The sequence below is a fragment of the Erwinia wuhanensis genome (assembly GCF_030484085.1).
Taxonomy (GTDB): Bacteria; Pseudomonadota; Gammaproteobacteria; order Enterobacterales; family Enterobacteriaceae; genus Erwinia; species Erwinia aeris.
On record NZ_JAUJUH010000002.1, the window covers coordinates 616735 to 630268 of the forward strand.

The 13534-nt window shown below is 54.1% G+C and carries 13 protein-coding genes and 2 pseudogenes; 6 read left to right on the forward strand and 9 right to left on the reverse strand.

Annotated elements, in window-relative coordinates; translation table 11 throughout:
* Positions 1-23: 23 nt before the first annotated feature.
* Together QZH36_RS07410 and ycgZ are read right to left on the reverse strand one after the other, a co-directional pair.
* Positions 24-317 carry a hypothetical protein gene (locus tag QZH36_RS07410; protein ID WP_253455080.1) on the reverse strand — a complete coding sequence of 98 codons (294 nt, stop codon included), beginning with the start codon at positions 315-317 and terminating at the stop codon, positions 24-26.
* A gap of 173 nt (positions 318-490) precedes the next feature.
* Positions 491-736 (reverse strand): regulatory protein YcgZ, encoded by a 246-nt coding sequence (gene ycgZ / locus QZH36_RS07415; protein WP_253455081.1) that lies wholly within the window; start codon positions 734-736, stop codon positions 491-493.
* Between the two features lie 268 nt (positions 737-1004).
* Here ycgZ and QZH36_RS07420 point away from each other — a divergent pair, with 268 nt between their 5' ends.
* From QZH36_RS07420 to QZH36_RS07435, 5 genes and pseudogenes are all read left to right on the forward strand, one after another.
* Complete coding sequence (locus QZH36_RS07420) at positions 1005-2240, forward strand: histidine-type phosphatase (RefSeq protein ID WP_301252307.1); 1236 nt, start codon at positions 1005-1007, stop codon at positions 2238-2240.
* A 287-nt stretch (positions 2241-2527) separates the two neighbouring features.
* Positions 2528-2938, forward strand: a pseudogene (locus QZH36_RS07425) (POTRA domain-containing protein); the annotation flags it as partial.
* Positions 2920-3270: pseudogene (locus QZH36_RS21475) on the forward strand (VENN motif pre-toxin domain-containing protein); the annotation flags it as partial. The pseudogenes QZH36_RS07425 and QZH36_RS21475, both read left to right, overlap by 19 nt.
* A complete protein-coding gene (locus QZH36_RS07430; RefSeq protein ID WP_301252302.1) occupies positions 3267-3485 on the forward strand; it encodes a hypothetical protein in 219 nt (72 codons plus the stop codon). The pseudogene QZH36_RS21475 and the gene QZH36_RS07430, both read left to right, overlap by 4 nt.
* 194 nt (positions 3486-3679) lie before the next feature.
* A complete protein-coding gene (locus tag QZH36_RS07435) occupies positions 3680-4150 on the forward strand; it encodes a VENN motif pre-toxin domain-containing protein (RefSeq protein WP_301729891.1) in 471 nt (156 codons plus the stop codon).
* A 100-nt stretch (positions 4151-4250) separates the two neighbouring features.
* Here QZH36_RS07435 and QZH36_RS07440 read toward each other — a convergent pair whose 3' ends face one another.
* Positions 4251-4658: a SymE family type I addiction module toxin gene (locus QZH36_RS07440; protein WP_301729892.1), complete on the reverse strand. Its 408-nt coding sequence runs from the start codon at positions 4656-4658 to the stop codon at positions 4251-4253.
* 742 nt (positions 4659-5400) lie between these two features.
* On the opposite strand from QZH36_RS07440, the gene QZH36_RS07445 reads away from it, so the two are divergent.
* Positions 5401-5979, forward strand: a complete 579-nt coding sequence (locus tag QZH36_RS07445; protein WP_301729893.1) for an Ail/Lom family outer membrane beta-barrel protein — start codon at positions 5401-5403, stop codon at positions 5977-5979.
* A gap of 156 nt (positions 5980-6135) precedes the next feature.
* On the opposite strand, the gene QZH36_RS07450 is transcribed toward QZH36_RS07445, so the two are convergent.
* The 6 genes from QZH36_RS07450 to phoR form a co-directional block, all read right to left on the reverse strand.
* Positions 6136-6630: an Hsp20 family protein gene (locus tag QZH36_RS07450; RefSeq protein ID WP_301729928.1), complete on the reverse strand. Its 495-nt coding sequence runs from the start codon at positions 6628-6630 to the stop codon at positions 6136-6138.
* Positions 6631-6867: 237 nt separating this feature from the next.
* Positions 6868-8223, reverse strand: coding sequence for a proline-specific permease ProY (gene proY / locus QZH36_RS07455; RefSeq protein WP_301252297.1), 1356 nt, complete (start codon positions 8221-8223; stop codon positions 6868-6870).
* Between the two features lie 67 nt (positions 8224-8290).
* A complete protein-coding gene (gene brnQ / locus QZH36_RS07460) occupies positions 8291-9613 on the reverse strand; it encodes a branched-chain amino acid transport system II carrier protein (RefSeq protein ID WP_253455086.1) in 1323 nt (440 codons plus the stop codon).
* Positions 9614-9995: 382 nt separating this feature from the next.
* Positions 9996-11099 carry a cobalamin-independent methionine synthase II family protein gene (locus QZH36_RS07465; RefSeq protein WP_301729895.1) on the reverse strand — a complete coding sequence of 368 codons (1104 nt, stop codon included), beginning with the start codon at positions 11097-11099 and terminating at the stop codon, positions 9996-9998.
* 175 nt (positions 11100-11274) lie between these two features.
* Positions 11275-12198, reverse strand: coding sequence for a PstS family phosphate ABC transporter substrate-binding protein (locus tag QZH36_RS07470; protein ID WP_253455089.1), 924 nt, complete (start codon positions 12196-12198; stop codon positions 11275-11277).
* Between the two features lie 16 nt (positions 12199-12214).
* A complete protein-coding gene (gene phoR / locus QZH36_RS07475; protein ID WP_253455091.1) occupies positions 12215-13528 on the reverse strand; it encodes a phosphate regulon sensor histidine kinase PhoR in 1314 nt (437 codons plus the stop codon).
* Positions 13529-13534: the final 6 nt, after the last annotated feature.

Consider the following 13534-nt stretch of genomic DNA (forward strand, 5'->3'; position numbering starts at 1 on the left):
GGGATATCCCCACCTGAATTGACTCAATGTTTTTTGGTGCCGTCCGGCGGGCCTTCGCTGGTAAAAAGGTGCGTCACGTTATCCACGTCTCGAATTTCGTGCGTATAGCGATTGTTACCAGTCTTTATATTATTTCTGACATCGATAATAGCCTGTTTGCAGGCACGGTGCCTGGCAGCGCTTTTTTCCACGGCGGCCATCGCCTGCAGCTGACGGATCAGCGCGGCGTTATTGATGGTAGCATCGGTTTTTAACAGCACCAGTACGGCCTCACCCAGCACTATATCAATCAGTTTTTCATCGTCATTTCTGTACATACCAGCTTCTCTGTATCAGTGATGTGGGCACATAAATAGCCACAGTTCCCGGAAGTAACCCTGGGAGGCAGCAGGTTTGCCAACCACCGCCGATCAAAGGGCCAGGCGGGAAAGCAGGCCGGGCCGAGCAGAAAAGTTAGGACGTCTGGTAATCATCATCCAGGCTTTGAAACTCAGTCCTCACGGCCAAACAACATGCCTATCAGCTCGTGATAATGCTTTTCCTGTTCCGCATCGGAGGCCAGTTCAAGCCGCCTCAGCAGTTTAGAACAGATCGCCTTGCGGTTAATATTTTTACCCGAACGCAGAATCTCCACCACGATCTGCCCCAACGTTTCCTGTTGAGAGGGCATCATCGCTTCACTGAAGTAGCGACTGATATCACCTTCAGTTTTCGGGTTAAATCCATCCTGACGCATACAGCCCCCTTCAGTTGGTAGGTTAAAACGTGTTTAAATAATTCTGCGCTTAAGTTAACCAGTTTCGGCAAATGTGTACAGCTATTTTGAAGTTGTACAAGCCGATTTCTTGTAGCAAAAAGTGCGGCCCGCAGTGTAATACTCTGTCAGCCTGTTTTTTGAGAGGGATATTCAGGTGTTATAGCAGGCGAAGCTGCGTTTTTCGCTCCCTACAGATTGAATAGTCACCAGGATGCTTTTGGCAGCACGAATCTTTAAGGATGTATGGATGTACAAGTTTTTCTCCGCGGCCGTGCTTTTTGCTGGCCTCACGGCTTTTTTTAGCCAGCCCGTACAGGCGGACTACGTGCTGGAAAAGGTAGTGGAAGTCAGCCGACATGGCGTTCGCCCGCCTTCGCCGGATAACCGACGAGCTATTGAAAACGGTTCGGCCCGGCGCTGGCCCGACTGGCTGACCGCAGACGGTAACCTGACCGGTCACGGCTATACGGCAGCCTGGCTGAAAGGACGTTACGAGAGCAGTTACTATCGTGAAGCGGGCCTGCTGGGCGAAGGCTGCCCGAAGGAACGGGATTTTCACCTGATAGCCAGTCCGATGCAGCGTACCCGGGCCACAGCGCAGGTGTTAGCCGAGGCGGCTTTTCCGGGCTGCGACATTGCGGCACATGTCATGGCGGCCTCGCTGTTTCAGCTTCCCAACGAGAAAGTCAGCCAGGAGCAGGCCGCGACGCATCGTCAGGAAGCGCTACGCGCGATGGGCGGCAGCCTGGCAGACGCGCAGCGGCGGCTGCAACCGCAAATCGACGCGTTAAAAAAAGCCGTCTGTCAGCCCGCCCGGCCCTGCCCTGTTTTCAGCCAGCCCTGGCAGCTTGCCACCTGGTCGAACGGCACGGTCGGCATTCAGGGACTGGATACGCTGGCTGCAATGGCGGAAACGCTGCGGCTGGAATGGAGCGAAAACAAGCCACTTAGCGAAGTGGCCTTTGGCAAGGTTAATAATCAGGCGGAACTGGCCGCGCTGCTGCCGCTGCTGAGCGCTAAATATGATTACACCAACGATTTGCCCACGCTGGCCAGCCGCGGCGCTTCAGGGCTGATGAGCCAGATTGCCAGCGCGCTGCGCGCAGGCGCGACCGGAGAGAGAGCAACCGACGCGCCGCCGGACGTGCGCTGGCTGCTCTATGTCGCTCATGATATCAATATCGCCTGGCTGCGTACCCTGTTGGATTTCCGCTGGCAGCAGGCCGATTATCCGCACGGCAATATTCCGCCCGGCGGCAGTCTGGTATTCGAACGGTGGCGATACAAGGGCGAGCGTTTTATCCGCATCTATTTTCAGGCGCAAAGCCTTGCCCAGCTGCGCGAGCTTACGCCACTCGATAAGCAGCACCCTCCGCTGCTGACCGAGCTGACGTTTCCGGGATGCAGGCAAATGGCCCCAGGCACGCTGTGTCCCTGGCAGGCCGCTATGCAGCGGATAGAAAAACATATCGCCCCTTTGTAAGGAAGGGGCCGATCGCCTTTCTCTGAAGCGCTGCTTCCTTAGTTCTGGCCGAAAGCAGGATCGGCTTCGGCCCCTCACCTTCCTGACCAGACAATATTTCTGATTGTAAATCAGAAAAACCCTACTTATCATAAGGCGATATAGTTACGCTGCCCGATCGACCCTCGATCGTTACGCTGAAAAATTCTTTATTAATTAACTAATTATTTGACAAGGATTCGTCAATGTTGGTTTTCGGCCATCGTTTCGCCCCGCTTTGCCTTTACAGCTTCATTTTCACAACGGCAATGTTGCCATTAAAAACACCCGCCGTAACGCCCGCTAACGAACCGCTGATTTTGCAGCGGCAAAATGCCCTGGAGCAGCAGTTGCGGCCCACGGTGCCGGACGTACGCCTTACGCCACCGGCCTCAGGTTTCAGTCGGCTGGTCTTTCCCCAGGAAAAGCCCTGTTTCCCACTGAATCGGGTTGTTCTGACGGGAACAGGCGCGCTACCGCACTGGCTGCCTTTGCAGCGGATCGCCGGTCAGGCTGTTGGTCACTGTCTGGGCGGGAAAGGCATTAATCTGCTGATGAGCGCGCTGCAAAACCGCCTGATCGATCACGGCTATATCACCACTCGCGTGCTGGCGCCTTCACAGGATCTGAAAAGCGGCGAGCTGAAGCTGAGCATCCTGGCGGGAAAAATTCGTCAGGTGGTGCGCTGGGTAACTGGATTGATGACAAAGATTCACTGTCTGGTGCGCTCATCAATGGTGCTGGATCTGGTATCGGCTATGGCATTGGTAAAGGACTCTCATGGGGAGTTAATGCCGGGGCAAACTGGTGGAAAGGTGGCTGGGATCCGAAATTCAATCCAACGCTTCAAAAATATACTGATATTAAAGGAGGATTTGGGATTTCAAAAGAAATAACACCCAGCAATGTTCCCAGTTCTTTTGGGGACTTAGGTGGTTCTGTTTTCTCTGAAGTAACAGGTAAAGGAATCGAAAAAATATCATCTCCAAGCAGTAATGGAGATAAAAAATGATCAATATCCTTTTCACTTTATTTTCAATCTTGGCAGGGATACTTTTAGCTGAAATTGCATATGTTTTTTTACTTATCATTGAGTATGTGATGCTTGGAAGTTTTAATTTTGACCTGACATCAGCATGGCACTACCTGAAAGTTGGGGCCGGTGGAGGAGGTATAATGGGAGTAGGGATTGCCATGCTTCGATATTTTGGGGTTAAAGGTTTTTAATATTTGTTGCGTACAACAACGCGATGGCGCCGTTCGACACCGGCAGCGCGCTGCAACAGGGTATTCAGGCAGCGACGGCGGCGATACAGGGCCTGGCGGGTGGCAACATCGGTCAGGCCATCAGCGGTGCGGCAAGACCTTAACTGGCGGAGCAAATCCATACCCTGACGGAAGGTAACCCGGAAGCGAAAGCGATGGCCCACGCGGTCGTCGGGGCGGTAGCGTCTTACGCATCCGGCAACTCGGCGCTGGCGGGCGCAGCGGGCGCGGTCAGCGGCGAGCTGATGGCCGGGCTGGTGATGAAACAGCTGTATCCGGGTAAAGACGTCGGTGACCTGACTGAAACGGAGAAACAGACCATCAGCGCGCTGGGCACGCTGGCGACAGGTCTTGCCGGAGGCGTTGCTGGTGACAGTACCGGTAATGCTGTTGCCGGGGCGCAGGCTGGGAAAAACTCGTCCGAAAACAATAACCTTTCAATGCCAGGCGGGCTAATGGGATACGGCCAGGCAGCTTCAACGCAGGGAATCTCAATGATTGATGCCGGAGCAACCATGGAAGAAACCAGTGCCGCGCTGAGTAAGAATGCGAAAGGTGATTTACCGGAAGGCGCAAATATTACTAAAGCCATTGTTGAGGGTTATAAAGATGGCGTACTGATTTGATAAACAAAATTAAGAGCCGAAAATCTCCCCCGTCAGATCCTCAATAAACAGGGATCCCGGCCAAAACGCCGGGATTTTACCTTATAACCAGTCCGTTACCTCAGACAGGCCGCCACTCAATCGTCCCTTCCGGGATTTTACGGGGCCGCTTTTGCGGCGTGGCAATTACCCGGATAAACTCCTCAACCTGCTGTTGCTTGTGAGCCGAAAGCTTTTTACAGGCCTTACGCAGCGTGCTTACTACCTCCGGTTCGGCGGGCAATTCCGCCGCCGGTTCACACAGGCTCAGGATCAGACAGCCGGGCAGCACCCGTACCTCAACCGCCTGCCCGGTCGCAAACCCCGCCTCTTCCAGCCAGTGACCTTTGAGGTTAATGGTGGGGCACTGGCTGTAGTATGTGGTCATACCGGTTGAACGATTTTCGTGACGTATGCTGGTATATCCCACTTTCAGTTTACGTAATGCTTTGGAAATACCCGCCTCTGGCTTAATATCATGCTCAGCCATGATCAACTCCTTCATAGTTGCTTGTGGTTAGCGGCGGTAAAGGGGTCCAGCCCAATATCGCCGCGCTAAAAATCATCTATCCACTTTTACTCTTCCTGCTTTTATCTGTTTAAATATACACCCTCCCCCATGCAAACTCACTGAAAAGACAATATTAAAATGCGAGGCGACTCGGAAAAATCAATTATTCTCCCCTACCCTTTCAGACTGAGACTAACCTGCAAAGCGGCAAGGATTATCAGCATTCCGCGCTATAAAGAACAGGATAAAATTCAGGTCGGTTTCCGCACCAGCATTATAAATAACACATACCGTTAAGCCCCCTGTTTTTATCCTGCATCAGGCGAGACAGGTCCGCGTAAAACTCTATATAAATCGGATTTTACATAATTAACCTTCAGGACAGTGATTTATGACAGCAGGATAATCGACACACAATAAGTATAAGCATTTTAAAATAATAACAAATTATGCCATTTACGTTAAGTAATGCTATTTTTTTGTTAAAAACCAAGCAAAACAACAGAAAATCCAGACAAAGGTTATTGATTATCATGACAAAAAACAATGAAATAAAAATAAGACTTGGATCATAATTTAAATCTCACCCTTCCCAAAGCAAATATCACCATGTTATTATGCAGCTGTTTCAGCAGAAATACAGGCATCTTCAATCTTTATAGTAAGCACGCCCTTTAGCTGAATCTGTAACACAATGTCAATTTTAAATTAAGGATGATTTATGAAAAATCTGGCTATTGTCAGCATTGTTTTTGCAACTCTGGGTTTCAGCGCGACCGCGAATGCCGATCAACAGACCTTCAGCATCGGTTACGCACAAAGCAAAGTGCAGGATTTTAAAAATATCAGAGGAGTTAACCTTAAATACCGTTACGAGTGGAATTCACCTTTTGGAATTATTGGCTCCTTTACTTATATGAGCGGTAAAGAAAACAGTACTTCTATGGCATACCGGGATATAATAAATAACCATATCGATTTAAAATATTACTCTTTCGCAGCTGGCCCAACATATCGTTTCAATGAGTATATCAGCGCCTATGGATTATTAGGGTTAAATTATAACAAGCTGGATTATCGCTCAAAATGGAATAATTATGAGGGTGACAGAGGGTATATTAACAAGGGAGAAGAGTCCGGCAATCAAAATAAAGCCTCTCTGATGTACGGCATCGGCCTGCAAATCAACCCGGTAGAGTATCTGGCCATTGATATCGGTTATGAAGGCTCTCGCCTTAATGCTGGCGATAAAAACCATTCTGTCAACGGTTTTAATATCGGCCTCGGCTATAGCTTCTAACGCCTGATATTTTCGCCATTAAATTATAAATCGCGCTTTCAAAAATGCCGGAGGATTTTTGCATCCGGCATTGTCCCGTTAATAATAGCTTTCCGCGCGTTTCATTAAAAAATGACCGCTACCAAAAGATAGCGGTCTTTTTATGCCACAAAGCTTTTACGCAGACTGATGCTCAATAGCCTGCTGGCTTTCAATTGCCTGCTGGCCGTGAGTGATAGGGATACGGCGAGGTTTTTCGCTTTCAGGGATTTCCTGATACAGATCCACAGCAAGAATGCCGTCCTGCAGTTTCGCGCCGGTGACTTTTACATGCTCCGGCACCGTGTAGCTAAGACGGAAGTCGGCACGGCTGATGCCACGATGCAGCCAGCCATTTTCTGCGCTTTCCGTTTCTTTCTGCTCTTCCCTCTTACCGGAAATGGTTAGCTGTCCGCCTACCGTTTCAATAGACAGCTCGCTCTCTTTCCAGCCGGGTACGCTCATCGCCAGCGCATAGCGATCTTTATCTACGCGACGAATATCATAGGCGGGCGTAGCGGCTACGGGCGTGTCGCCGGTCAGCTGGCTGAACAGCCGATCCATACGGTTGAAACGGTCTGAAAACAGCGCGTCGCTTAAGGAAGGGATCAGGGAGAAGTTGCGTACGGTCATCATCATAACCTCCTGAATACAGTCTCTATTCAAAAGCTCATTTCGGGCAGGTTCGCCGCCTGCTCGTAAGTAAAATAGGGTCGGCCGAATCTATTTCAAGCGTTGCAAATAAAATTTTTTTACCGCCTGTTTGCCATCGTCGCCCTGAGTCTGACGCATAAAAAAACCTGAGCCGGGCGTGCTGCCGGACTCAGGCTTTTTCAGGGTGGCAGGCAGAAATGCTGTTCGCTTTCCGGCCTACGCCTTGATTCTTTTCTTCACCAGCGTCCAGCTGATCAGCAGCAGGGCTATCCAGCCAATACCGACGTAAAGCGATACGCGGGTATCCGGGAAGTAGCCAATCAGGCCGATAATAAAGAACAGGAACAGGATACCGACGATGGCCGTGAATATCCCGCCAGGCATGGCGAACTTCAGCTCTTTCGCCTGCGCGGGCGTCAGCGTGCGGCGGAAGCCGATCTGGGCGAAAAGGATCATAATCCATACCCAGACGGTGGCAAACGTCGCCAGCGAGGCAATCACCAGGAAGACTTTCTCCGGCATCAGGTAGTTCAGGTATACCGCAATCAGCATCGCTAACATCATCACCAGCACGGTGATCCACGGAATACCACGGCGTGAGACGGTGGCGAAAATTTTAGGCGCATGGCCCTGCTCCGCCATACCGTGCAGCATCCGGCCAACGCCGAAAACATCGCTGTTAATCGCCGAAAGCGAAGCCGTAATCACCACAAAGTTCAGAATGGCTGCCGCAGCGGCTATGCCCATATGCTGGAAAGTGAGGACGAACGGGCTACCGTTGGTGCCAACCTGGTTCCAGGGATAGATGGACATAATCACAAACAGCGTGCCGACATAGAACACCAGGATACGCAGCGGCACCGTGTTAATGGCGCGTGGGATCGACGTGGCGGGATCTTTCGCTTCACCAGCGGTAATGCCGATAATCTCAATACCGCCATAGGCAAACATCACGATTTGCAACGACAGCACCATGCCGATAACGCCGTGCGCAAAGAAGCCGCCGTTAGTCCACAAATTGCTGATGCCGGTAGGCTGGCCGCCGTTGCCGATGCCCCAGAAAATAATACCGATGCCTGCCACAATCATAATAATGATGGTGGCGACCTTGAACAGCGACAGCCAGAATTCTACCTCGCCAAACACTCTTACCGTGGCCAGGTTAATCGCGCCGATAATCAGCACCACGCTCAGCACCCACACCCAGTGCGGCACGTCGGGGAACCAGACGCCCATATAGATGCCGAAAGCGGTGACGTCGGCAATGGCGACGATCAGAATTTCAAAGCAGTAGGTCCAGCCGGTGATATAGCCAGCCAGCGGGCCAAGATAATCCTGAGCATAGCGGGAGAACGAGCTGGCCTGCGGGTTGTTCACCGACATTTCGCCCAGCGCGCGCATGATGATATAGGCGATAGCGCCGCCGATAATATAGGCGAGGATCACGCTTGGCCCGGCCATTTTCATTGCGTCAGCCGAACCGTAAAACAGACCCGTGCCGATGGCCGAACCGAGCGCCATAAAGCGGATGTGGCGGGTACTCAGTCCCTTTTTGAGCGTATTATTTTTCATCTTTCATTCTGCTTAAACTCTGTCAACTTCTCCTGCCGGAGATCGGGCAGGAGAAGGTATCACACTTTTACTGCTGGTGCGCATTCACCTGCGCGCGTCCCATAACGCGATCGCAGATGGCCACGACGACCAGTATTGCCAGCGAAGGCGGCAGCCAGGCCAGGCCCTGCTCGGCCAGCGGCAGATTGGCCGTAAATGCAGGCAACGCATCCTTAAAACCGGTGGTTTTGATAGCGTCGATAACGCCGAAAATCAGGCTCACCAGCATGGTCGGTGCGATAATACGCGTACTCTTGTTCCACCAGCGCAGCGTAAAGCTCAGCAAAATCAGCACGATGCAAGGCGGATAGATAGCCGTCAGCACGGGTATAGAGAACTGGATCAGCTGGCTCAGCCCCAGGTTCGACACCAGCATCGAGAACAGGCCCAGAATAAATACCAGCTGGCGATAGGTCAGCGGCAGATACTGCTGGAAGAACTCGGCGCAGGCGCAGGTCAGGCCAACCGCCGTCACCATACAGGCAACAAAAATCAGCGCCGCCAGGAACAGGCTACCCAGGTCGCCGAAAGTATGCTGCACATAGGCGTGCAGAATAGCAGCGCCGTTGGCGTTCTGATCGACTATAGAGGCGCTGTCGGAACCCAGTTTAAACAGAGCAAGGTAAACCAGCGTCAAACCAACCCCGGCGATCAGGCCCGCGATAATGGTATAGCGCGTCAGCAGACCGGCTTCGCTGACGCCGCGAGAACGCGCCGCGTTAACGATAACGATGCCAAACACCAGCGCGCCCAACGTATCCATCGTCAGATAGCCGTTAATAAAGCCGCTGGAGAAAGCGCCATGCTGATAAGCCTCGGTAGCCGGTGCCAGGCCGCCCGCTGGCCAGATCAGCGCGGCGATGCCCAGTACGGCCAGCGCCACGATCTTCAGCGGCGCCAGGATATGCCCGACGGTATCCAGCAGCTTGCCCGGATAAAGGGAGATACCAATGACCAGAGCGAAATAGACCAGGCTGTAAATAAACAGCGGCAGCGGGCTGTCGCCGGTCATCGGCGCAATACCCACTTCAAAAGAGACGGTCGCGGTGCGCGGCGTGGCGAACAGCGGGCCGACGGCCAGATAGCAGACGGTGGCCAGCACGATGCCCGCCGCTTTGCCAATCGGCGAGCTGAGCGCATCGATACCGCCCCCCACGCGCGCCAGCGCGACAACGGTGATAACCGGCAGGCCGACGGCGGTCAGCAAAAAGCCAAGCGCGGCGATCCAGACGTGTTCCCCGGACTGAATACCCACCATCGGCGGGAAAATAATGTTACCGGCACCCACAAACAGGGCGAATGTCATAAAGCCCAGCGCGAGGATATCTTTAGAAGTTAAACGATTTGTCATAAGGCCCGTACTGATGTTGAGTGAAATCGCGATGTCGGTTCCGTTTCCCCGTGCGCTTTCAGCGCCCGATCTTTTGCCACGGCGGATAACTGCCTGACAGAAATACCGGCGCGTTTGCGCTATTTATGATCTTTTATACAGGGAGATAAATAAAACGGCGGTAAGTAAAACGTTTATAGCGGAGAAAGGCAATACGGGATCGAGAAAGCAGAGTGATATAGCGTAGAAATTGCTTAAGCCAGATAATCACTTCAGATTACAGGCGAGATGCCTTACATGATTTGTATTTTTTTTGAACTTCCCGGCGTTATTTTCTGCATTATTTTGCCAATGGATGCACAAAAGGCGCGTATAAACGCGCCTTTTGCATCTTTTGCCCGGCTTACCAGACCTGTTTAGCGATATCCACCACCAGGCGCAGCTTGGCCCACTGCTGCGCTTCGGTCAGGCTGTTGCCCTCTTCCGTAGAAGCAAAGCCGCACTGCGGGCTGAGGCAGATTTGATCCAGGCTGACGAACTGCGCCGCTTCCGCGATGCGCTTCTTCACCGTTTCCGGATCTTCCAATTCGCCAGTTTTGGTCGTTACCAGACCCAGTACCACCTGCTGTTTGCCCGGTTTGATAAAGCGCAGCGGCTCAAACCCGCCAGAACGCTCGTTGTCGTACTCCAGGAAGAAGGCGTCGATATTCACGGTGCCGAACAGAATTTCCGCGACCGGCTCATAGCCGCCTTCGGAAATCCAGGTCGAGCGGAAGTTACCACGGCAAACATGCAGGCCCACGGTCATATCGTCCGGCTTGCCTTCCAGCGCTTTATTCAGCACCTGAGCATAGATGTTCGCCAGCTCTTCAGGATCGTCGCCGCGCTCGCGGATTTGACGCTTTTGATCTTCCGAACACAGATAAGCCCAGACGGTATCGTCCAGCTGCAGGTAACGACAGCCGGCGTCATAAAAACCTTTAATCGCATCGCGGTAAGTCAGCGCCAGATCGTTGAAGTAATCCTTCAGATCGGGATAGACATTAGCGTCAATCACTTTACGGCCGCCGCGAAAGTGCAGCACGCTTGGGCTTGGGATAGTCATTTTAGGGATAGCGTCGCCGCTGATGCTTTTCAGGAAACGGAAATCTTCCAGCATCGGATGGTTGCCGAAGCCCAGCTTGCCGGTGACCTTTACGCCGCGGGCTTTGGTCTGCACGCCGTTGAACTGAATGCCCTGCTCCGCTTCATAGCGCTCCACGCCGTCCAGGCCGTCAAAGAAATCGAAGTGCCACCACGCGCGGCGGAACTCGCCGTCGGTGACTACTTTCAGGCCGCTGGCGCGCTGGTGCTCTACCACCTCGCGGATCGCTTTGTCTTCGATCTGGCGCAGGGCGGCGGCGTCGATTTCCCCGGTCTGAAACTGCTCGCGGGCCTGCTTGATAACGGCAGGACGCAGAAAACTTCCTACAACTTCGGCGCGGTATTGGGCTGAATCTCTTTGCATGATCGGTCACTCCTGGCCTGCGCAGCGGCGCATAATTTCATGGTGAAATAGTTACTGTTTGTTATCCTGAGACATCTGGATGTCTAAATGGCTGAATGCAAGAATGTCATGAGAAAGATTCAGCGGCAAACGAGGAAATTTCATTACCCATGAAAAAAATTCATGTTGATGGTGCTTACCCCTCCACCATCGCTCTGGCCTTCTTCAGCTGATCGTCCGACAGCGGCAGATAGCCCGCCTGGGTGACCAGCGCCTGGCCCTGCGCCGACAGCGCCTGCCGTAAAAAAGCCTTTGTCAGCGGCTCCAGCGGCTGGCCCGGCGCTTTGTTGACATAGATATAGAGCGGACGCGCGTAGGGATAGCGGCCGCTGCGAATATTCTCTACCGAAGGCGCAATCTCGCGATCGCCGTCAAGGGCGACCGGCAGCGTTTTTACCCCGGTCATATGCGCGCCCATGCTGGCGTAGCCGATACCGTTCAGCGTGCTTGCCACCGCCTGGATCACCGCAGCGGAACCGGGATATTCGCCCACGTCGTTACGAAAATCGCCGTTGCACAGCGCCTGCTGGCGGAAGAACCCCCAGGTGCCGGAAGCGGAATTGCGGCCAAAGCGCTGCACAGGCCGCTGCGCCCATTGCTGCTGCTTAAGCTGAAGATCGCCCCAGTTGCGTACGGCAAACGTCGCGCCGCAGCGGCGGGTTACGGAGAAAATAGCGTCGAGCTGCTGAGCGTTGATGCCCTGTAGCGGATTATCCTGATTGACCACCACCACCAGCGCGTCCATCGCCACCGGCACGGCCAGCGGCGCATAGCCGTAGCGGTTCTCGAACAGCTGGCGCTCCACCGCCTGCATGGGGCGACTCATCGCGCCAAGCTGTGCGGCGCCCGCCGCCAGCGCGGTCGGCGCCGTCGACGATCCCGCAGCCTGAATCTGTACGTTAACGCCCGGATAGTGGCGGTTAAAGCTCTCCCCCCACAGCGCCATCAGCGTGCCGAGCGTATCCGAACCCACGCTGCTGAGGTTGCCCGCCAGCATCCCTTCGTTCGCGCCTGTTGCCGTGCCGCACAGCAGCAGCAGCGCCAAAAACCACTTTTTCATTTTTTTATCCGCCAGCTCAGTGAACCGCATTCTGAGCCAGTTCGTTGTTGACGATCAACCTTGCAGGCAGCGAGAAGCAGAAACAGGTTTCTTTACCCGGCTGGCTGGTAATTTCCAGACGGGCATGGTGATGGCTGAGCGCGTGTTTGACGATAGCCAGCCCCAGCCCGCTGCCGCCGGTCTGCCGCGAGCGCGCCTTATCGACGCGATAAAAACGTTCGGTCAGGCGAGGAATATGCTCGGCGGCGATGCCCGGCCCGTTGTCGCAGACCTTAAACTGCGCGCCGTGCGACGTCTTTTGCCAGCTGACGGTGATGCGCGTGCCGTCCGGCGTATGGTTGACGGCGTTATAGACGAGATTGGAAATGGCGCTGCGCAGCTGCTCATCGTTACCGAATACCCGCAGCTGCGGATCGGCGGAAAAGTGGATTTCGTGCCGCCCCTGGCTGAGCGTTTCCGCCTCGCGCTGGAGCAGCCGCAGCATCAGCGGCACATCGACTTTTTCCTGCAAATCAAGCGCGGGCGCGGCTTCGATCCGCGACAGCGTCAGCAGCTGTTTAACCAGGGCATCCATGCGGCGGGTTTGTTCCTGCATGGTATGCAGCGCCTTATTGCGCGACGGGCCTTCCAGCACCGCGTCGCTCATCATCTCCAGGTAGCCCTGAAGCACGGTAAGCGGCGTGCGCAGCTCATGGCTGACGTTGGCGAAAAAGTTGCGCCGCGCGCCTTCCAGCTGATGCATTTGCGTCACGTCGCGCGCCACCAGCAGCCACTGGCCTTCGCTATAGGGCATCACGCGGAACTCAAGATGGCGATGGCTGTTCAGCACCAGCGTCAGCGGCCGCGAGAAATCGCGCTGGCGCAGATAGAGGGTAAATTCAGGATAGCGCAGCAGGTTTAAGATATTTTGGCCGTTGTCTTCCGGCCAGCGCAGCCCCAGCAGCTGTTGCGCCAGACCGTTGCACCAGAAAATCGTGCCCTCTTCCGTGGTCAGCACCAGCGCATCCGGCAAGGATTCCGCGCCGCTGCGAAAGCGTTTAATCAGATGGCCCAGCTCCCGACGGCGGCGGCGGTTGCGCGCCTGCATCTGGTAAAGGCCGTAAAAAAGCGGTTCCCAGCTGCCGCGTCCGGTCGGCGGCGTGATGCTGCGATCGATCCACAGCCAGTGGGAAAGACGAAGCAGGTTAGCAAAATGCCAGCCCAGCACGGCCAGTACGGCCAGCAGCAGCCACCACGGCAGCCCGCCGACCAGCAGACCGACAATCAGCGCTGGCAGGCAGGCGAGCAGCAGCTCAAGCAGCAATCTCTTCCAGGAGAGGCGTTCCAGCACGATGAA

Coding starts and splice junctions, on each gene's coding strand:
- QZH36_RS07465 (WP_301729895.1), bottom strand. CDS start 11,099: ATGCAAAGAGATTCAGCCCAATACCGCGCCGAAGTTGTAGGAAGTTTT.
- proY (WP_301252297.1), bottom strand. CDS start 8,223: ATGAAAAATAATACGCTCAAAAAGGGACTGAGTACCCGCCACATCCGC.
- QZH36_RS07445 (WP_301729893.1), top strand. CDS start 5,401: ATGAAAAATCTGGCTATTGTCAGCATTGTTTTTGCAACTCTGGGTTTC.
- QZH36_RS07430 (WP_301252302.1), top strand. CDS start 3,267: ATGATCAATATCCTTTTCACTTTATTTTCAATCTTGGCAGGGATACTT.
- ycgZ (WP_253455081.1), bottom strand. CDS start 736: ATGCGTCAGGATGGATTTAACCCGAAAACTGAAGGTGATATCAGTCGC.
- brnQ (WP_253455086.1), bottom strand. CDS start 9,613: ATGACAAATCGTTTAACTTCTAAAGATATCCTCGCGCTGGGCTTTATG.
- QZH36_RS07420 (WP_301252307.1), top strand. CDS start 1,005: ATGTACAAGTTTTTCTCCGCGGCCGTGCTTTTTGCTGGCCTCACGGCT.
- QZH36_RS07410 (WP_253455080.1), bottom strand. CDS start 317: ATGTACAGAAATGACGATGAAAAACTGATTGATATAGTGCTGGGTGAG.
- QZH36_RS07470 (WP_253455089.1), bottom strand. CDS start 12,198: ATGAAAAAGTGGTTTTTGGCGCTGCTGCTGCTGTGCGGCACGGCAACA.
- QZH36_RS07435 (WP_301729891.1), top strand. CDS start 3,680: ATGGCCCACGCGGTCGTCGGGGCGGTAGCGTCTTACGCATCCGGCAAC.
- QZH36_RS07450 (WP_301729928.1), bottom strand. CDS start 6,630: ATGACCGTACGCAACTTCTCCCTGATCCCTTCCTTAAGCGACGCGCTG.
- QZH36_RS07440 (WP_301729892.1), bottom strand. CDS start 4,658: ATGGCTGAGCATGATATTAAGCCAGAGGCGGGTATTTCCAAAGCATTA.